The following is a 19,566-nucleotide window of genomic DNA, read 5'->3' as shown; positions in this document are numbered from 1 at the left end:
GCACACCAAGACGAGGGAGGGTCCGTGGGCGAGGTGGTCATGTACGGCTCGGTGTCGGTGGACGGTTTCGTCGCGGACGAGAACGACCGGCCCGGACCGCTGTTCGAGTGGTTGACCGGCGGTGACGTCCCGTTGGACGAGAGCGGCGAGATCAAGGTCTCGCAGACGTCCTATGACTACACCCGGCCCTACTGGGACCGGATCGGGGTGACGATCGCCGGACGGCACGTCTTCGACATGACGGACGGCTGGGGAGGTGAGCCTCCCGGCGGGATCGCGCACGTGGTCGTCGTGACGCACCGGCCGCCGCCCGAGGACTGGGACCCCGAGGCGCCGTTCCACTTCGTAGACGGCGTCGAGGCGGCGGTGGCAAGGGCCCAGGAGCTCGCGGGTGACCGCATCGTCGAGGTCGCCGCCGGCGACGTCGGTGGCCAGGTGCTCGCCGCGGGCCTGGTCGACGAGGTACGCATGGACGTCGTGCCCGTCGTGTTCGGATCCGGTAAGCGCTACTTCGGGTCGGTCGACGCGCAACACCTTCTGGAGGACCCCGACGTGGTGATCCAGGGCGACCGCGTACTCCACCTGCGCTTCCAGGTACGCCGCTGACCCAGCGGACACGTGTGGGAGGTCACGAAACACGTTGCCACCGATCGCGCGGCCCGCTTACCGCGATCGAGGGCAAGGGCGAAGGGACACTGCGACTCGCCTCCGAGTGATCGTGAAACGATCGACACCACCTTCTGGTGGGTGCTCTCCCGAACCTGCGTACTGGGAGGACTCGTGGCCCGGAGGCGCGGACGCCTTCATTGAATCGGATGCAGACTTCACGATGCCGGCCATGATCGATCAACCATCGGCTACGCGATCTGCGAGAAGGATTCTCGACGCGGTCGGTCGGCAGAGTCGAGCGCGTCAACTCATGGATCGGCCACCTGGTCTTCGCGGTGCGTCATACAACGCGAACAAGTGCCGCACTGTAGCCACCGAGCCCACTGGCACTATTTCGAGCAGATCATCCGGGAAGCCTCCCATCGGCAACGGAAGCTTTTGATCGTGGGACCAACAGAGCTGACCACGTCCGAGTGGGCGGACATCCTCGAGAGCCGGCACTCACATCGGGTGTCAAGCTTCGCCGGGGACGAGGGGGACGGTGATCTGGACCCAGATCGCCGGTCGCCGCCTGATTCGTGCGTGGCCTCGCAGTACGCGTTCAGTGGTGTCGGTGCTGGGCATGGCGGTCAGCTCAAGGCGTTCAGCCCAACGCTGATAGATCGGTCTACCCGGTGGTGGTGGCCCGGAGTCGAGGGCGGGCGGGGTGCCGAGAATGTATACACGTTCGCTGCCGTCATCCCACCGCAAAGTCCAGTCCAGTCTCGACAGATCGGTCGGTCGGCGCCAAGACATGCGAATCAACCGTGTCAGGTGCCATCTGGCCGCGACGAAGAGCGCATGCTCTGGTTCCGGGCGTAGTCGTGGATCGTCGAGGTCGTGAATCCTAACGCCATGATGCGCCATGCCCGCCAGAAACCGACTACACCGTCCACCGAGCAAAGTCGACTCCATTACCTCATCGAGATGCCGGACCTCAGACCCGACGACGGGACACAGGTGAGGAACCGGCGGAGGTTACTCCTCGACGAGGGGACGTTGGTCGTAGAGGCGGTCCAGGAGGTCTTCGGCGATCGCGTGGACGTGGGGTGTGTATTCGGTGCCGTCGACGTCGGTGGCGATTCCGCCGGTGAGGCGCACGGTCATCATGAGGTTGCCCGCCCACACGACATACAGGTAGGACAGTTCGTTATCGGTGTGCGGGCGCAGAGAGACGAAGGTGGCGCTGTATGCGTCGTTGGCGCCGGGAACGTTGTCGAGGTCCTGGTACTCACACCCGCTGTGGATCTCGCAGGCGTCGATGTCGAGGCTGCGTCGTGCCTCGAAGTTGGCGCCGTAGAGGTAGATGTTGGGGATCGGGGTCGAGACGGTGGCGCCGACGTCGAGGGAGTACCAGGCGGAAACGGGGTCGCCGTGGATGTCGGATTCGCCGGCGAACAGGATTCGGCATCCTGAGCCGATGTGGACTCCGGCGCGGTATGGGTCGGTGGGTTGGAACACCATGTGGTCGGCGCTGGTGCGTTCGCCGGTGAACTCCTCGATGCGGGTGGAGTCGATGTAGGTACACAGGTTGGTGGAGTCGAATCCGGGGTACCAGCGGGTCGTGGCGGTGTCGTGGCCGGGCAGGGGTTCTGCGGGTGGTCCCTGCTCCATGGCCTGGTCGTAGAGGCTGGGCACGACGGCGGCCGCCGGTGGCGACAGGACGGTGCCGGCGGTGATGACGGTCGCGGCGAGGACGAGGCAGGCGACCATGGTTCCGGCGGCGGTGCCGCGGCGGATGGCGATGCGGGTCATGTGTCGTTCCTGTCTGGTGTATGTGGTCATTCGACTGGCTTGCGGTCGATGATGAGTGGCAGGGCGGCGTCGTTGGCGATCAGAGCGCTGAACGGCGGGTATCGGCGGGCCGGTTCGGTCACGGCTCCGGACACCGGTTCGCCGGGATGACCTCATTCGCCCCGCTCCATGCACCCGGCACGGTCTCGGGCGTGACGTGATTGTCAACTGCCACGGCGGTGGCGGCCAAGACATTCCTGAGCGCCATCGTGCTCAGCGAAGCGACGTGTGAACCTGGTAATCCTGCGGATCATCAGGGGTATGTCCTTCCCCTTCCCGTGGAAACGGAAATGGTACTGCATGGTCACACACAGCACGACACTCCGCTTACAGTGTCCAGGACGGAAGAATCGACTCACCGTCCGCATTCCCGGTGACGAGCACATCCACACCCGCACCCGAGAACCGCTTCGCCCGATGGTCACCGTCTTGCTCCCGAACGGGCCACCGACCGGTTGCCCGCATCTGGCCGGCTTCTGGCGACGTCGGTGGCCAGGTGCTCGCCGCGGGCCTGGTCGACGAGGTACGCATGGACGTCGTGCCCGTCGTGTTCGGATCCGGTGCGTCGCAAAGCAGCACAGTGGTGCCGTCTTCGGCCAGGTGCATCAAGGGAGCAGGCGGACTACAGGATCGACGCGGCCTCCTCGACCTGCGTTGCGATGGCCGCGGCCGAATGCTCGGCGCAGATCTCCCGTGCCTGGGCCACAAGATCGAGCGCGTCGTCGCGACGGTCCTGGGCGGCGGCGATGTAGATCAGCCCGACCAGATTCGCCGCGACCCCGGCCGGCGGCCCGTGCAGGCGACGCAGCCGGTTGGACTCTTCCAAGTGCTGCCGCGCCTCCTCGAGCCGTCCCTCACGGTGAGCCACGATTCCCAAGTGCCGCGTGGCCTCGGCCATGATCCCGGCGTCATCGACTTCGGAAGCCAGCTCAAGGGCCCGCGCGAAATCCGCCTCGGCGCCCGGCAGGTCTCCTTCGATCAACTGCCGCCAGGTACCCAGCCAGAACAGGGCCTCGGCCTCGCCCCGCACCTCCCCCATCCCGCGGTACAACTCAAGCGCCCGCGAGAACAACTCCCCTTCCCGGGGGTCTTCGATTCCGTGTCGCAGGAAGCGCGTGTGGACGATCCTGCCACGGGCGAGCGCCAGATCCGCTTCGACACCGTCGAGGAGCCGGTCGGCCTCGGCCAAAGGGCCCGGTTCGCCTCCGTACACGGCGTCCCAGTACAGGCTCTTGGCGCGGGCGAGCCGATCTCCCGATTTCACAGTGCCTCCTGAGTGGATTCGCACCGCCGATGTTACCGGTGCGAGCGGTGAATCGCGGATCGGTGACCGGATAGGAGGATTACCTTCGGGCTCATCGGTACCTGACCCGTTCCGAAGACGGTTGGTCGCTTCCCGGCTCGACTGCCGCAGAGCGAGTCGTCTACCGCGTCGGTTGCCGACAAGCCACCATCGAATCCGAGTGCCTGTCGGCCTCGCATCTGGTTAGGTGGCGTACGTGGATGTCTCACGGATTACCGGCGGTGGCGTCGATGACGACGCACGTCTGTCCATACAGCTCTGCCCGGAACGAACCGAACTCATCCGTCAGGATCGGCGAGCGTTCATGACGCGAAGCGATGCGGTCGCGGCCACCGGCCTTCCGAGCCGATGAACCGGTTCTCCCGTCCCGAAGGGCCGCCGGCCGAGGTTCTGGAGGACGTGGCGGGCGTGGTCGGGGCCGAGGTCACCCTCGTCGGTCGCCTACCCGGGGGCCTCCACGTGGGCGCCATGCGCGTCGTGTTGGCCGGAACGGTACACGCGGTGCTCAAGACGGTGCCCCGGGCACACCCCGGCCACCTGGACGAGACATCGCGCGCCCGGCGAGTGGTCGAGCACATGCGCCGGCGCGGCTATCCCACCCCGGCCTGGCTCGGAGTGGGAGCCACCGCTACGCATGTATGGCACCTGATGGAGTTCGTCGACGCAGCTTCGGCGTCAGAGCTCTCCCCGTCCCTCATCGGGCAGCTCATGCAGATCATCGAACTCCAGGCCGGCCAGGTCTCCGAGCCCTACGACCACTGGTCGTACGCCTGGCGGGTCGCCATGGGCCGGGACGCGACCGTCGCCGGACCGGATGTCGTCGAGACGCCCGAGCAATCGTCGCTGCGGCGCGCCATAGCCGGGCTGCCCGGGTACTCCTCCGCGGTGTCGGCGCTGGTCGAACGCCTCCGGCGCGCATGTGCCGACGCCCCACCACCACCCGAGGCACCCGACATGGTCCATGCCGATGTCAACCCGGGCAACGTCCTGGTACGTGACGGAGCGGTGGTGGCGGTAGTGGACATCGGGTACGCGGGTAGCGGCACGCGGGCGACCGACCTCACCACCCTCTTGTGGCACACCTTCCAGGATCCGGCGCTGGACGGCGCCCGAGGCCGACTGTGGACGAAAATCCTCGACCTGGTCGGCGGGAAGGGGGCCGCGGTGCTCACGGCGACACAGATCCTCCACCAACTCGAGTTCTTCATCCGTCACGAGCGCCACGATGTCGTTTCCGGTGTGGTCTCGCGCGGCCACCGTGCCCTCGATGAACTGAACACCCTTCGCTGACCGCCGCCGGATGGAGGTGGCGCGCGCCCGGTGCCACAACGGCCTGCCGTGCCGGCCTCGGGTTGCCGCTTCCCGGCGGTCACGCTGCCGGAGCGCACAGGACCATTCAAGCTCGACCGCGAGCGACGGCGTTCCGGATACTTAATCATTGGACGGGTCGGGGATGATCGGGTTCGATCACGGCATGACCGTCTTGTTGAGTACCCCCGGTGTCGGCGACCTGGACGAAGTCGTGCGTGCGTTGGCGGAGTGGCGGCGTGAAGGCGCCCCGATGCAACTGCACCCGGGTGACGTCGGGTACTACTGGCAGTTCGGCCCGGAACGGACCGCCGCGGCGTTGCGGACGTGGCGACGCGAGGGACGGCTCGTCGGTGTCGGCCTGATCGACGGTCCCGAACTGGTGCGGCTGGCCATCCTCCCGGAAGCACATGACGACGAGGAGCTCGCCCTGCAGATGGTCGACGATGTCACGCGGCCCGATCGGGGCGTTCTGTCGGCGGGTAAGGCCCATGTCGAAGCACTCTGGCAGGGCCGATTCCGTGAGGTCCTGCAAGAGGGCGGCTGGGAGCCGGACGATCCGTGGATCCCGATGATTCGTGACCTGAGCGAACCCGTGTCCGATGGCGGCCTGCGGATCGAGGTGGTCGGCTCCGAACTCGTCGACGACAGAGTCACGGTTCACCGCAGTGCGTTCGAGGGATCGAAGTTCGACGCGCGGCGCTGGCATGCGATGGCCGCGGGCACACCGTACGCCGATGCCCGATGTCTCCTCGGGTTCAACGACCGCGGCGACGCGGTCGCGGCCACAACCGTCTGGTCGGCCGGCCCCGGCAGGCCCGGACTGCTCGAACCCCTCGGCGTGCACCGTGACCACCGGGGACGCGGCTACGGCAAGGCGATCGCGGTCGCCGCCGCGGCGGCCCTGCGTGACATGGGTGCGTCCAGCGCCACCGTATGCGCCGAGGCCTCCAACACCGCGGCCGTCACCACATACCGCTCCGCCGGATACCAGCCCCGACCGGCGGTGCGAGACCTACGCCGAGTCGGCTAGAGCGCCCGGTAAAGCGCTGCGGTCCAGCGGCGCGAACGGCTCGTCCTGCGCGTCAGAGACAAACGTCGCGGTTTGGCCTGGCGCGATGCCCGAATCAGGGTCCGGGATATGGCACCGACGTGCCGAACGCGCAGTTCCTCTTGGGAGCCTCCCTGTTCAATATGGGCGATTCGCAAAACGCAGTCGGTCCGCTGCGCGAGTGCCTCGCGATGCGACCCGAACACGCGGAGGCCCACTTCGCGCTCGGCGCGGCACTCGGTCGTCTTGACCAGTTCGACGAGGCCACGGAACACGTTGCGAAGGCCGCCTCGCTCGGCGACCAGCAGGCGCTGGGCGGGCGGACCGGTGAGGAACTGAGCAAGTTCGCCGACCCGGCCGGCACCTACCGCGAGCACCTCACCACACCCCAACACTCCCGAGGCAGCACTGGCATGAGCACACAACTCCAGGACCGGAAACAATCGCCGCGCAGGACATCCGCACCCCGTCCACCGACGAGCAGATGGCCCTTGTGGTGCATGGCGCCACCCCTGCGGTCAAGGTGCGGATGGGCCGCCACTACGAAACCCGCCACAGGGCCGCCTACTCCGAATCGGTCGCCGAAATGCAGGAAGCCACGAAGGAAGCATTGGAGAGGCTTGCGTCTGAAAGCACAGGAGTAATGAGGAATGAGCCCTTCCCCCCTCCGATTCTTCGGCCACAAGCAACCAAAACGCCCGGCTGAAGCCGGCAAGCCGGCGTCCAGACGGCACCGCCGTACACATCTTCCCAAATCCCACCCGGCCTGGTGCGGGCCTGCAAGATCCACTGCCACACCACTTATGGAGGGCATGGGCGCCCTGCACAAGCCGGATACGACGGCCGAGGAGCTCAACCGGCCAGACACAATCACGTGAGTCCCAGCGGCCCGTGGAGCTGTGCCGAACCCGGTGTTCCTCCAATGCAGGACAACACCAGGTCCGAGGGCATCAGCCATGGCCGGTCCCTCTTCGATATTGAACGTGCCCAACCCTTCCGCCGGGGTGGATCGGTGGTGCTGCCTTGTTGGTGTGGGCGGTAGATTGGTTTCATGTCCTTGCCAGCGGGTTTGAGCGTGGATTTGGGTACCTCTCACACGGTGGCGGTATTGCGGGGGCGGAACGGCGCGGTGAGCCCGTTGCTGTTCGATGGATCGCCGTTGCTGGTGTCGGCGGTGTACGCCCGGCCTGACGGAACACTGTCCGTTGGGCGGGACGCGGTGCATTCGGCGCGGTTGGCGCCGGAGCGTTTCGAGCCGCATCCCAAGCGCCGCATCGATGACGGTTCCGTGTTGTTGGGCGATGCCGAGATCAGTGTGCAGGCGATGTTCACGGCGATCTTGGAGCGAGTGCGAGACGAGTGCGTTCGGGTGACAGGCTCTCTGCCTCCGGTAACGCTGACTCATCCGGCCACATGGGGGCCGGTCCGGCGTCAGGTCCTCGTCGACGCGGCCGACGCGGCGGGGACGGCGGTGTCGCGGTTGGTGCCCGAACCGGTGGCCGCAGCCGGCTACTTCGCTGAGCGGCAGGCAACCGACATGGCGGTCGGTTCGGCCATCGTGGTCTACGACCTCGGTGGTGGAACCTTCGACATCTCGGTGGTGCAGCGGATCGCCTCGGGTTTCGATGTCCTGGCCGCCGACGGCGCGGCGGATGTCGGTGGTGTGGACGTCGACCACGCCCTCATGACGCATCTGGGTCTGCCTCACCGCGAAAGCACACAGTGGTCCCGCTTGCTGGCTCCTCAGACACCCGATGAACGTCGGCAGCGTCGGCACTTCCTCGACGACGTCCGCTCCGCCAAGGAACGCCTCTCCCGCGACAACCAGGTCAGTCTGCTGATTCCACTGGTCGAGAAGGAAGCGCACCTCACCCGCGACGAACTCGAGGTGCTCGCCCGACCGCTCATCGACAAGACCGTGCGACTCACGCAGGCTCTGATTCGTGCGAGCGGTGCGGATTCCTGCGACATCGCCGGACTGTTCCTTGTGGGCGGGGCATCCCGAATGCCTCTGGTCGGGACGCTTCTGCATCGAGCCACCGGTATCGCTCCCACGGTCATCGAACAACCCGAGACCGTCGTCGCCTACGGAGCCATTCCCGTCGACCACGCCGCCACCCACCACCGCACTCCAAGACCCCAGCCGCGTCCTCGACCGGTTCCCTCGGGCACCTCAACACAGGCAGTACCGCGACCCGTACGAGCGCGCGTCGCCCTGCCGGTTCAGTCCGCTCGGATTGTGGATTCGGTCCTGCGGGACGAGCTGGCCCTGGAGGAGGAAAGGGGCTACTTGACCGACGCAATGTCGGCTGCGATGAAGCTGCTGGCTCGGTCTGATCCAAAAGGTGCCGTCGAGCGGGTCCGGACCTTGAATCGTGAAGAGCTGATCAATCACGTCTTCGTGGCCTTGGCCGATGACGCGGAGGCGATGACCGACGCGCTCGACGCCATCCCCGGGGACCACCCTGCCCGGGCCGGCGCCTTGTTCAAAGCGGCTCTGGTCATCGCACCGAGGTCCCCGGAGACCGCGGCAAACCTTTTCGAGGAATGCGATCATGTGCTTCATTCGACCCCGGACCCCACCAGAGAGACCGCGATCGATCGGCTGAGGAATGCCGCCGTCTGGAGCGCTGCCGCCGATGAGACGCACGAACGCCGCCTCCTGGCAACTCGTGAACGGAATGAGCACGGCGGATACCGCGCACTATGCGCGGCGATCCGTCCGCTTGCCGCCACCGACCCGGCCCGGGCGGCACGCGTCCTCCCGTCTGCCATCGCGCTGGCGCAGAGCGCAGCAGACATCGAAAAGGACGGTTACGACCTAACATCCATGGTGAGCTGGGTCAGCGTGGTCGACCTGCCACACGCCGAAGCACTCTGCCAGAACATGACGGATCCCGGAGATCATGTTCACGCGTTGACCTTGCTCGCCCGGGTGACGGAGAACCCCGAACAGGCCAGACTCCTGTCAGCCGAAGCCGAGCGGCGATTCCCGCTCATGCAGGAACACCAACAACAGCGGGGGTTTCAACAGCTCGTCGAGACCTGGGCGGTCACCGATCCCGGGCGAGCCGAGTACCTTCTCGCCAACCCGCTTCACGGCGAACCGTTCAACCGGTGGGTCATGCGATCCCTCGTCGACGAACTGGCCGCCGCTCATCCGGTACGCGCTGCACAGCTCTACCGGCTGATCCCCGACGAACATGCCGAGTCGGCCATTGACCTGACTGAGGACCTCCTCGACATCGACGTCCAGGCTGCCGAGCGGACCGCACATTCGACTCACGGACGCCTCGACGACTGGGAGTTCGCCATGGCAGACCTGGTCGAGCGCTTCGCGAAGGTGGACCTGGCGGCCGCCGAACGACTCGCCACACGTCTCTCCGACGAGATATCTGCCCCTAAACTGGCGCTGGCCAAGGGTTGGGCTCCCAGCAATCCCGAACGCGCGGAACGTTGGGCTCGCGCCATCACGGGATACGCGAGTGAAGCCAAGGTCATTTGCGCACTCGCCTCAGTCGCATCCGGATACGCCGAAAACACCCCCAAGGCGGCAGGTCGCCTTCTCAGGGAAGCCACACAGATGGCGAGCGAGTTGCAGGATCGCTGGCTGCCGGAACCGCTCATCGCCATCGGAGCGGCGGCGGCCCGCATCGACCCGGCAACCGCCACCTGTGTCCTCACCCAAGCCGAGCGCCTCATTCAGTCGAAAAGTGGAAGATACCGCGACCGCCTCCGCGCGGACCTCGCCCAAGCATGGATACCGATCGATCGTGACCGCGCCGAACACCTGGCCCGATCACTCCCCAAGGACAACCATTACCGCAACAGCATCCTGGTCGACATCGCCGTGCAAGCCGCACGCCACCATGGCGTGTCAATGCCATCACCATGCTGAGCCACCCATCGCTGTCAACGTCGCCGACGTCTTCGGCTTTGTCGCCTACTGACACCGCCCGACCGACGCCGTCCAGGCGGCAGATCCCCAGGACACCACATCCCGCCGTACAGACGTCGTGACGGCCAGGAGTAGCCCACGGGAGAAGGCCGATCCTCACCCCCACCAGCCGCGGATGTCGACCGACCGGTTGCAGCGATCCGTAGGCGACTTCGACGGGCAGGATCGGCTTGACTCAGTGCGCGCCGTGGGCGGCGTCGGCCGACACCGGAGCCGTGAACGGCGACTCGACGGCCGCAAACTCAAATGTCTGCGGCAGGTTCCTTACCCGGCCACCGACGCCAGCATCACCCGATGCCTCACCACTGCCAAGCGCCGAATTTACAGCCGCCACGGGTCGAACTTGGCAGCCCTCTCGTCTCAATGTCTCACGTAAGACACCCAGTGAGACATTGAGACGTTCTCCTGAGACATCGGCGCGGCCGTCCGTCAACCCGTGAGGCATCTCGTGGGACAGGCTGTCTCGCGGCCATAAATATCGTGAGACACGGCGCTGCCCGCACCAGCTCGATGCGGGCGGCGAGTTGGTGCCGAGCTACAGGCCCAGCAGCAGTACCAGGTCAACGTCCAGCCGCCGCATCATCACCGAGGGCGCGGAACTCTGGACACGGCGTTCACGACCGAAGACTAGGCACTCTTTGAATCGATAGGCCCTCAATTAGGCCCGAAACCCCTGGCGGCTTGGCCGTCAGGGGTTTTTGCTGGTGGACGATACTGGGATTGAACCAGTGACCTCTTCCGTGTCAGGGAAGCGCTCTCCCGCTGAGCTAATCGTCCGGGAAATCTCCGAGGTGGAGACGGGATTTGAACCCGTGTACGCGGCTTTGCAGGCCGCTGCCTCGCCTCTCGGCCACTCCACCGCGGGCCTGTGCCGTACGGCTCGGCCTCCGAGCGGACGACGGGGTTCGAACCCGCGACCTTCACCTTGGCAAGGTGACGCGCTACCAGCTGCGCTACGTCCGCATTTCGTGTGCTTCTGCGGTTTTGCTTCCCGCTTCGGCAACGGAGAGAACTTTAGCTCACTCCCTCCACGAGTGCCAAACGGGGGGGTGCCCTTTTCGTGTCGGGCGGGTCGGAGGCGCTGTTCAGGCGTCACACCCGGCGGCGACAATGGCGGGATGCCAGGACTCGCCAGCACCACCGTCAACTCCCCCATCGGCCCGGTCGGAGTCGTCTGTTCACCCGCCGGTGTGCGCCGGGTCTCGTTCGGCCCGCTGCCCGACGCCGACGTGCCACCCGGCCCCGCCTCGCCGGACGCCGCCGCGCATCTGGCCTCGGTGTGCCGGGAGCTGACGGAGTTCTTCGCGGGCGCGCGCACCCGGTTCGACACGCCGGTCGACTGGTCGCTCAGTGACGGGTGGCCGCTCACGGTCCGCCGCCGCCTGTTCGAGGCGGTAGGTTACGGCGAGACCGTCAGTTACGGCGGGCTCGCCGCGCTGGCGGGTCGCCCGGACGGCGCCCGGGCCGTGGGCGGGATCATGGCGGGCAATCCCGTACCCGTGGTGGTGCCGTGTCACCGGGTCGTCGCCGCGGACGGCGGTATCGGGGGCTTCGCCGGCAGTGGGGGCCGCATGGTGGAGACGAAGCGGCGGCTGCTGGAACTGGAGGGGTCGGCCCCTCCCACGCTGTTCTAGGGCGCGTCGTTGCCGGGTGTGCGCGGCACCGGTGCGAGACGGGGACCGTGTCGCACCGGTCGGCCCGGTTCGGCGTGGGTGGTGCCCGACTCCTCCGGTGGGGAGGGCACAATCGTGCATCAGATCGATCGCCTGTGGAGGGGAAACTGTGAGCACCGAGATTCACCAACGGATCGCCTCGGAACTGGGGGTCGCCGAACGCCAGGTGCGGGCGGCGGTCGACCTGCTCGACGGCGGCGCCACGGTGCCGTTCATCGCGCGGTACCGCAAGGAGGCGACCGGCACTCTCGACGACGCTCAGCTCCGCACTCTCGACGAACGGCTCCGCTACCTGCGTGAGATGACCGAGCGACGGGACGCGATCCTCCAGTCGATCGACGAGCAGGGCAAACTCACCGGGGAGCTGAAGGCGCAGATCCTGGCCGCCGACACCAAGGCGCGGCTCGAGGACCTCTACCTGCCGTACAAGCCGAAGCGGCGCACCAAGGCGCAGATCGCCAGGGAGGCCGGCCTGGAGCCGCTGGCGACCCGGTTGCTCGCCGACCCCGACTTGATTCCGCAGCAGATGGCGGCGGACTACATCTCGCCCGACAAGGACGTGCCGGACATCTCGGCGGCCCTGGCCGGTGCCCGCGCGATCCTCACCGAGCGGTTCGCGGAGGACGCCGACCTGCTGGCGGAGTTGCGCGAGCGGATGTGGTCGTCGGGCCGGGTGACGGCGAAGGTCCGGGAGGGCAAGGAGACCGAGGGCGCCAAGTTCTCCGACTACTTCGACTTCGCGGAGCCGTTCACGAGTCTTCCCAGCCACCGCGTACTGGCGTTGTTCCGTGGTGAGAAGGAGGAGGTGCTTCAGCTCTCGCTGGAGACGTCCGACTCCGACGCTCCGGAGGCCGGTCCGGACCAGTACGAACGGGCCATCGCGGCGCGGTTCGGCGTGTCGGATCAGGGCCGGCCGGGCGACCGTTGGCTGTTGGACTCGGTGCGGTGGGCGTGGCGTACCCGGATCTCGGTGGGCCTGTCGGTCGACACGCGGGTGCGGTTGTGGCAGGCGGCCGAGGAGGCTGCGGTCGAGGTGTTCGCGTCGAACCTGCGGGATCTGCTGTTGGCGGCTCCCGCCGGCACCCGCGTCACCATGGGCCTGGACCCGGGCTACCGCACCGGCGTCAAGGTCGCGGTGGTCGACGCCACCGGGAAGGTCGTGGACACGGCCACCGTCTACCCGCACAAGCCGCAGGGGCGGTGGGACGAGGCCCTGGCGACGTTGGGGGCACTGGTCGTCCGGCACGGCGTGGAGCTCGTCGCGATCGGCAACGGCACCGCGTCCCGGGAGACGGACAGGCTGGCCGGTGAGCTGGTGCGGCTGGTCGAGGGGAAGAAGCCGATCAAGGTGACGGTGTCGGAGGCGGGGGCCTCGGTGTACTCGGCGTCGGCGTACGCGTCGCGGGAACTGCCGGATCTGGACGTGTCGTTGCGTGGCGCGGTGTCGATCGCGCGGCGGCTGCAGGACCCGCTCGCGGAGTTGGTGAAGATCGACCCGAAGTCGATCGGGGTGGGCCAGTACCAGCACGACGTGGCGGAGGCGAAGCTGTCCCGCAGCCTGGACGCGGTCGTGGAGGACTGCGTCAACGGTGTCGGCGTGGACCTGAACACCGCTTCGGCTCCGCTGCTGGCCCGGGTGTCGGGCATCAGTCAGAGCCTCGCGGACAACATCGTCGCCCACCGGGACTCGGTGGGGGCGTTCCGGTCGAGGCAGGCGTTGAAGGACGTGCCGCGGCTGGGGCCGAAGGCGTTCGAGCAGTGCGCGGGCTTCCTGCGGATCCGTGGCGGTGACGACCCCCTGGACGCGTCAAGTGTCCACCCGGAGGCGTACCCGGTGGTGCGGCGCATGGCGGAGACCGCCGGTGGCGACGTGTCGGGGCTGATCGGCAACTCGCGGGTGCTCACCCGGTTGCGGCCGACGGATTTCGTCGACGACACGTTCGGGCTGCCCACCGTGACGGACATCCTCGCGGAGTTGGAGAAGCCGGGACGGGACCCGCGCCCGGGGTTCAAGACCGCGGAGTTCGCCGAGGGCGTCGAGAAGCCCTCGGACCTGACGGTGGGGATGGTCCTGGAGGGCACCGTCACCAATGTGGCGGCGTTCGGCGCGTTCGTGGACATCGGGGTCCACCAGGACGGTCTGGTGCACATCTCCGCGATGTCGAACCGGTTCGTGTCGGATCCGCGTGAGGTCGCCAAACCCGGTGACATCGTGAAGGTGCGGGTGCTGGAGGTCGACGAGGCGCGTAACCGGATCTCGTTGACGATGCGCTTGGACGACAAGGTGGAGAAGCCGGCCGAGGGTGACCGCGACCGGGGCGGCCGAGGCGGCGACCGTCGCCGCAAGGGTGACGGGAACCAGCGCGGCGGTAAGCCGGGGCGTCAGCAGCGTCGTCCGGAGCCGCAGGGGGCGATGGCGGAGGCGTTGCGCCGCGCCGGGTTGGCCTGACGCTCGTGCGGGTGTGCCGTCCGGCCGGGCGGCACGCCCCGGGCGGGCCGCGCGTGTGTCGTTCGCCCGTGGGTCGGCACCGCCGCGTGGATCCGGGATCCGATGCCGGGCCGGACGCTCGTGGTGGTCCGCACACCCGCGGTGAATCGCTTGTGGACATCCGTCGTGGGGCGGCCCTGGTTCGCCTGCTGCCCGGTCGTACGCAGGTGTCCGCCGCACGGCGAACGGTCGGTGCGGTGCCGGTCAACGGTAGGTGCCGGACCGGAACTCGGTGAGGTAGGGCTGGTAGGCGGCCGCGGCGCCCCCGGAGCTGAGGACGTCGTAGGCGTCGGCGGCGATGTCGGCCTGTTGTTCGGTGTTGAAGGCGGACAGTCCGTTGCCGGCGGCGGTGTTGCGGATAAGGGCGGGTTCTCCGCCGTAGTCGTAGACGCCCCGGACGGCGTGGTACAGGGTGGTGGCGAGTGAGACGCCGCGCGCGTACTGCCAGGAGTGGCCGAGTTCGTGGATCAGCCAACGCAGACCGGGACCTCCGCCGGAGAGGGTTCCGGTCGGGAAGTTGATCTGCCACGGGGTGGTGCGGGCGTATCCGCCGATGCCCATGATGGGGGCGTCCTCCAGGACGATGTCGTCGTAGGCGAGGCTGCCGCCGTAGACGCTCGTGGCGGCGGCGCGTTCGGTCTGGGTGAGGCCGCGCCGGGTCTGGACGTCGAGGTTGTCGTGGGTGTCGCTGATGGTGGTGTCCCAGATGATGCCGGGGATGTAGCTGAGTTGCCGGTCGGAGTAGAGGGTGACGCGGTGTCCGTCCAACAGGTGGGTGGCCATCTCGTCGGCGCGGGCGAATCGGGCGGTGCGAAGGGCGGCGGTGATCTGGGCGTGGGTGGCGCCGTTCGACCAGAAGTGCCGGAGGTGACGGACGGTGCGGTGGCCGATGTCCCCGGAGGTGATGAGGGCGCGTAGGGCGGCCTCGATGGCGGGTGCGTCGGCGGTGGTGGTGTGGAGGATCGGCGGCGCCTGCGGCATGGTGGCGGTGACGTCGAGGTGTTCGCGGGTGTAGGCGGCGAGGTCACGTTGCACCATGAGTCCGGCGACCGCCGAGTTGCCCGCGTTGCGTTGCAGTCGGTGGAGTCCCGGTTCCGGTGGGGCGGCGGCGGGTCGGCGCCGTGGGGGTTCGGTGGCCGCGTGCTCTGTCGCCAGCAGGCTCATGGGTCCACGTTATGGGCCCCGCGACGGCGATCGGATGCCCGTGAGGGCGGCCGTGTGGGCGGTTCAGGCCGCCGTGGCGTGTTCCCTGTCGTACGCGATGCGCGCCTGGATGATGTCCGGTTGGTGGCGTTCGGCCCACTCGGTGAGGCCGACGAGGTGCCGGTACAGCTCGCGGGCGCTGTCGGTGGCGGTGTACTCGACCTTGGGGGGAACGGTGGGGTAGACGGTCCTGACGAGTAGGCCGTCGCGTTCCAGGTTCCGCAGGGTGAGGGTGAGCATTCGGCGGCTGATGCCGGGGATGTTCCGTTCGAGCTCGGTGTAGCGGACGGGTGCCTTGGTGGCGGCGATCAGGATCGAGACGGCCCATTTCCCGGCGACGCGGTCGATGACCTGGACGATGGGGCATGCCTCGGACTGCAGGGGTGAGTGCGGGGTGGCCATGCGGTCGCTCCTATCGAAGACGCGGGTCACAGTGGTGCGGATCTCATCGGCCGGTGATGCCCGGCGGGCCTGGAGAGGTACACGGATGTGCCCCCTGGAACACGAAAGTGCCTTCTTCCGCCTTCACCGATTGGAACACAGGATGTCCTCGGGCACAAATCGTGCCCCGTTGAGTGAGGGGACCGTCATGTCGTACTTCTCCGCCGCCGCTGATCTACGCCGCCGGTGGCTCGCCGTCCTGGTGCTGAGTGCGGCCCAGGTGATGATCGTGTTGGATCAGAACATCGTGAACGTGGCGCTTCCGGCCATCCGGGACGATCTGGGGCTGTCGCCGGGGAATCTGGTGTGGACGGTCAACGCCTATGTGATTCCGTTCGGGGGCCTGCTGCTGCTGGCTGGCCGGTTGGGGGATCTGATCAGCCGCAAGTACGTGTTCCTGGCCGGATTGGCGCTGTTCAGCGCGGCGTCGCTGTGGGCGGGGTCGGCGGACGACCAGACCGGTCTGTTGCTCGCCCGGTTCGTGCAGGGCGTCGGTGGGGCGGTGACCTCGGCCGGGCTGCTCGGGATGGTGGTGACGTCGCTGCCGGAACCCCGGCATCGGGCCAGGGCGATCGGGGTGTTCGGTTTCGCCTCCGCCGGCGGAGGCGCGCTCGGTACCGTGGTGGGCGGCGTCCTCACCGACGCGTTGAGTTGGCACTGGATCTTCTTCATCAACGTCCCGATCGGCGTGGTCGTCGGGGTGATGGCGTGGCGGCTGCTTCCGGTCGATCGTGGTGTCGGAGTGCGCGCCGGCGCCGACGTCGTCGGTGCCGTGCTGGTGACCGCCGGTGTCGTCCTCGGGGTGTACGCACTGATCAACGCCGAGTCGCAGGGCTGGGGCTCGGCGGTCACCCTCGGCGGCGGCGCGGTGTCGGTGGTGTTGCTGACCGGGTTCGCGTTGCGGCAACGGTTCGCGACGACTCCGCTGGTTCCGACGCGGGTGCTGCGGTCGCGCAACGTGGTGGGCGCGAACCTGGTGCAGGCGTTGATGGTGGGCGCGCTGTTCGGCTTCATGTTCTTCACGGTGCTGCACCTGCAACAGGTGTTGGGTTTCTCCCCGCTGATCGCGGGGCTGGCGTTCCTGCCGGCTCCGGCCGTGATCGCGGTCGTGTCCATGACGGTGGCGCCGAGGCTGATGCACCGGTTCGGGGCACGCCGGACGACGTTGACCGGCCTGCCGATCCTGGCCGCCGGTTTCGTGATGCTGGCTCAGGTCTCCCCCGGCCTCGGCTACGAGGTCTCGGTCGGTCCGGCGATGGTGGTCATGGCGTTCGGATTCGGGATCACCATGCCGTCGCTGATGTCGCTGGCCATGTCGGATGTCGCCGCCGAGGACAGCGGCGTCACCTCGGGCCTGTTCAACACGACGCAGCAGGTGGGCGGGGCGGTCGGGCTGGCCGTACTGTCGACACTGGTCGGTGCGCGCACCGAGGCGCTTCGGGCCGAGGGGGTCGCCGAGGCGGCGGCACTGGCGGGCGGTTACCGGGCGGCGTTCTGGCTGGGCGGCGGGTTCGTCGCCGTAGCCTGGCTCATCGCCGGCCTGCTACTGCGCGCCGCCCCCGCCGGGCGTGAGTCCCGGCCGGTGGCCACACCCGCCTGACGTACGACGTTCCGCCCGGCACCGCGCGGTGCCGGGCGAGACGTCGGGTCACGGGAAGACGGTGATGTCGGCCGGGGCCTCCGACGACGGCGGGACCCGGAAGTGCTCCAGCGTGAACTTCATGATGTCGCCGAACGCCTCACCGGTGACGGCGCCGCCACCGCCGCCGGGGGTGTAGGCGAACACCGCGACGGTGTAGCGCGGTTCGTCGGCGGGCGCGAAACCGACGAAGTTGGCGACCTCGCCGGGCGCGTACTCGTTGTCCTTGGTCAACAGGCCGGTACCGGTCTTCCCCGCCACGAGGTAGTCGTCGAGCCTGGCGGCGGTTCCCGTGCCGTCGGGTACCGCGACGGGCCCCTGCAGCAGGTACTGCAGGTCCTTCGCGGTCTCGGTGGAGAACAGCCGGTGGGTCTGCGGCGTCTGGTAGGGCGACAGGTCGCCTTCGGCGTCCACGGTGCCCTTGATGAGGGTCGGTTGGATGTAGACGCCGTCGTTGGCGATGGCGGAGTATCCGGCGGCCATCTGCAGTGGGGTGACGGCGACGCCGTGGCCGATCGGGATGGAGCCGTAGCTGCTGCCGCTCCAGTTCTCGGGCGGCTGCACCAGTCCGGCGGCCTCGGCGGGCATCCCGATCGCGGTGGGCGATCCCAGGCCGAACTTGAGCTGGTAGTCGTACAGGGTCTGGGCGCCCAGCTCGTCGGCGAGCATGATGGTGCCCACGTTGGACGAGTGCGCCAGGATGCCGCCGATGCTCATCGGACGTTCCACGTGGTAGTGGCTGTCCTCGAAGCGGACGTCGCCCTTGTGGGTGTAGGGCGCGACGGTCAGTTGTGTGTCGGCGTCGATGACGCCCTCCTCCAGCGCGGCTCCCACGACGAGTGCCTTGTGGCTGGAACCGGGATCGACCACCGCGGCCGTCGCCCAGTCGATCCGGTCCTCGGGTTCGTAGTCGCCGGGGTCGGCGGCGTCGTAGGTGGGTGCGCTGGCCAGGGCGACGATCTCACCGGTCGCGGAGTCCATGACCACCGCCGCGCCGAACTCGGCGTCCTTGGCGGCGACGGTGTCGGCCAGGATGCGCTGCACCTCGTACTGCAGGTCGGAGTCGATGGTCAACTGGAGGTCGTCACCGGGTTGGGCGGGTTCCTCACGGTAGTAGCCTCCGGGGATGCGTTGGCCGCTGGCGCTCTTCTCGTACCGGCGTTCCCCGTCGACTCCCTTGAGGATGCCCTCGCATCGGGCCTCCAGGCCGTACAGTCCCTCGCCGTCGGTACCGACGAAGCCGATGATGTTGGCCGCCAGGTCGTGTCCGGGGACCTCTCGCCGTTCGTCGTAGGCGACGTGGATCCCGGGCAGGTTCAGTTCCTGGATGGCGTCGCCCACCGAGATGTCCACGCCTCTGGCCAGGTACTCGAACTCCGAGTCGGTGCCGTCGCTGCGGGTGCGCGGCATCATCCGGTCGACCAGTTCCGACGCCGGGATTCCCAGCAGCGGCGTCAGCAGTTCGGCGGTCTCCTCGTGTTTCTCGACCTTCGTCGGGTCGGCGAAGACGTAGCGGGCCTCGGCGCTGAACGCGAGGAGCCGGCCGTCGCGGTCGAGGATCGCGCCACGTGAGCCGGGGATGACCTCCTCGACGAGCCGCTGGTCCAGGGCGTCGGCGGCGTAGGCGGCGGCGTCGGTCACCTGGAGTTGGATGAGCCTGCCGCCGGTGACGACGAAGATGAGCAGCATCGCGACGGTCGCGAAGCGGAGCCGCCGGTGCGGGTCGCCGATCCGGGGGAGGCGGCGTTTGATGACGCGGCGCCGGGTCGGGTTGCCGCGGGCCGCCGGTCCGCGGGGGGCCTGCCGGCTGCGTGTGTTGCGGGCCGCCGGGATACGTGCCGCCGGGGTGGCCGTGGCCACCTTGCGACGCGCCCTCTCCCGTGCCGCGGCGGTCCGGGACTGGGACTGTTTGGCGGCACCGCCCTCCACCAGTCGCAGCGCGGGCCGGAAGGCGTCGCGTTCGCTGCGGCGGGAGGTCGCGGCGCGGCGGCGCCGGTCGTCGGCGGCGTCGCGCATCGACTGTCCACGCGGGGTGTAGCGCCGCGCCGCTCCGATTCCAC

13 protein-coding genes, 3 tRNA genes and 1 pseudogene are annotated in these 19,566 nt (G+C 68.1%); 8 read left to right on the top strand and 9 right to left on the bottom strand.

Annotated features, from left to right (window positions below; all coding sequences use genetic code 11):
• Nucleotides 1-24: 24 nt before the first annotated feature.
• Nucleotides 25-606 carry a dihydrofolate reductase family protein gene (locus LX16_RS05695; RefSeq protein ID WP_147134142.1) on the top strand — a complete coding sequence of 194 codons (582 nt, stop codon included), beginning with the start codon at nt 25-27 and terminating at the stop codon, nt 604-606.
• Nucleotides 607-1,626: 1,020 nt separating this feature from the next.
• On the opposite strand, the gene LX16_RS05690 is transcribed toward LX16_RS05695, so the two are convergent.
• On the bottom strand, nt 1,627-2,403 hold the full coding sequence (locus tag LX16_RS05690) for a hypothetical protein (RefSeq protein WP_147134139.1): 777 nt from the start codon (nt 2,401-2,403) through the stop codon (nt 1,627-1,629).
• Between the two features lie 511 nt (nt 2,404-2,914).
• On the opposite strand from LX16_RS05690, the pseudogene LX16_RS28175 reads away from it, so the two are divergent.
• A pseudogene (locus LX16_RS28175) lies at nt 2,915-3,004 on the top strand (dihydrofolate reductase); the annotation flags it as partial.
• A 60-nt stretch (nt 3,005-3,064) separates the two neighbouring features.
• Here LX16_RS28175 and LX16_RS05680 read toward each other — a convergent pair.
• Entirely contained in the window at nt 3,065-3,706 is a 642-nt protein-coding gene (locus LX16_RS05680; protein WP_211354298.1) for a tetratricopeptide repeat protein, read from the bottom strand.
• A gap of 387 nt (nt 3,707-4,093) precedes the next feature.
• Here LX16_RS05680 and LX16_RS05675 point away from each other — a divergent pair, with 387 nt between their 5' ends.
• On the top strand, nt 4,094-5,035 hold the full coding sequence (locus tag LX16_RS05675; RefSeq protein WP_147134136.1) for a phosphotransferase: 942 nt from the start codon (nt 4,094-4,096) through the stop codon (nt 5,033-5,035).
• Nucleotides 5,036-5,219: 184 nt separating this feature from the next.
• Nucleotides 5,220-6,086: a GNAT family N-acetyltransferase gene (locus LX16_RS05670; RefSeq protein WP_147134133.1), complete on the top strand. Its 867-nt coding sequence runs from the start codon at nt 5,220-5,222 to the stop codon at nt 6,084-6,086.
• Here LX16_RS05670 and LX16_RS05665 read toward each other — a convergent pair.
• Nucleotides 6,083-6,481, bottom strand: a complete 399-nt coding sequence (locus LX16_RS05665; RefSeq protein ID WP_147134131.1) for a hypothetical protein — start codon at nt 6,479-6,481, stop codon at nt 6,083-6,085. The genes LX16_RS05670 and LX16_RS05665 overlap by 4 nt on opposite strands.
• A gap of 674 nt (nt 6,482-7,155) precedes the next feature.
• Here LX16_RS05665 and LX16_RS05660 point away from each other — a divergent pair.
• Nucleotides 7,156-10,002, top strand: a complete 2,847-nt coding sequence (locus LX16_RS05660) for an Hsp70 family protein (RefSeq protein ID WP_147134128.1) — start codon at nt 7,156-7,158, stop codon at nt 10,000-10,002.
• Nucleotides 10,003-10,764: 762 nt separating this feature from the next.
• Here LX16_RS05660 and LX16_RS05655 read toward each other — a convergent pair.
• The 3 genes from LX16_RS05655 to LX16_RS05645 form a co-directional block, all read right to left on the bottom strand.
• Nucleotides 10,765-10,839, bottom strand: a tRNA-Val gene (locus LX16_RS05655).
• Nucleotides 10,840-10,851: 12 nt separating this feature from the next.
• Nucleotides 10,852-10,922, bottom strand: a tRNA-Cys gene (locus LX16_RS05650).
• 30 nt (nt 10,923-10,952) lie between these two features.
• Nucleotides 10,953-11,025, bottom strand: a tRNA-Gly gene (locus LX16_RS05645).
• A 155-nt stretch (nt 11,026-11,180) separates the two neighbouring features.
• On the opposite strand from LX16_RS05645, the gene LX16_RS05640 reads away from it, so the two are divergent.
• Together LX16_RS05640 and LX16_RS05635 are read left to right on the top strand one after the other, a co-directional pair.
• A complete protein-coding gene (locus LX16_RS05640) occupies nt 11,181-11,696 on the top strand; it encodes a methylated-DNA--[protein]-cysteine S-methyltransferase (RefSeq protein WP_147134124.1) in 516 nt (171 codons plus the stop codon).
• 148 nt (nt 11,697-11,844) lie between these two features.
• Nucleotides 11,845-14,184, top strand: coding sequence for a Tex family protein (locus LX16_RS05635; RefSeq protein WP_147134121.1), 2,340 nt, complete (start codon nt 11,845-11,847; stop codon nt 14,182-14,184).
• A 243-nt stretch (nt 14,185-14,427) separates the two neighbouring features.
• Here LX16_RS05635 and LX16_RS05630 read toward each other — a convergent pair whose 3' ends face one another.
• Together LX16_RS05630 and LX16_RS05625 are read right to left on the bottom strand one after the other, a co-directional pair.
• Nucleotides 14,428-15,387, bottom strand: coding sequence for a hypothetical protein (locus LX16_RS05630; RefSeq protein WP_147134118.1), 960 nt, complete (start codon nt 15,385-15,387; stop codon nt 14,428-14,430).
• 63 nt (nt 15,388-15,450) lie between these two features.
• On the bottom strand, nt 15,451-15,828 hold the full coding sequence (locus LX16_RS05625) for a winged helix-turn-helix transcriptional regulator (protein ID WP_147134113.1): 378 nt from the start codon (nt 15,826-15,828) through the stop codon (nt 15,451-15,453).
• A gap of 169 nt (nt 15,829-15,997) precedes the next feature.
• On the opposite strand from LX16_RS05625, the gene LX16_RS05620 reads away from it, so the two are divergent.
• Nucleotides 15,998-17,467 (top strand): MFS transporter, encoded by a 1,470-nt coding sequence (locus tag LX16_RS05620; RefSeq protein WP_244615689.1) that lies wholly within the window; start codon nt 15,998-16,000, stop codon nt 17,465-17,467.
• Nucleotides 17,468-17,515: 48 nt separating this feature from the next.
• Here LX16_RS05620 and LX16_RS05615 read toward each other — a convergent pair whose 3' ends face one another.
• Nucleotides 17,516-19,522 (bottom strand): peptidoglycan D,D-transpeptidase FtsI family protein, encoded by a 2,007-nt coding sequence (locus LX16_RS05615; protein WP_211354413.1) that lies wholly within the window; start codon nt 19,520-19,522, stop codon nt 17,516-17,518.
• Nucleotides 19,523-19,566 lie beyond the last annotated feature (44 nt).

The organism is Stackebrandtia albiflava, from assembly GCF_007994225.1.
In the GTDB taxonomy this organism is placed as follows: Bacteria; Actinomycetota; Actinomycetes; order Mycobacteriales; family Micromonosporaceae; genus Stackebrandtia; species Stackebrandtia albiflava.
The sequence above is the reverse complement of the archived record's forward strand: the minus strand, read 5'-3'. Positions and strand labels throughout refer to the sequence as shown.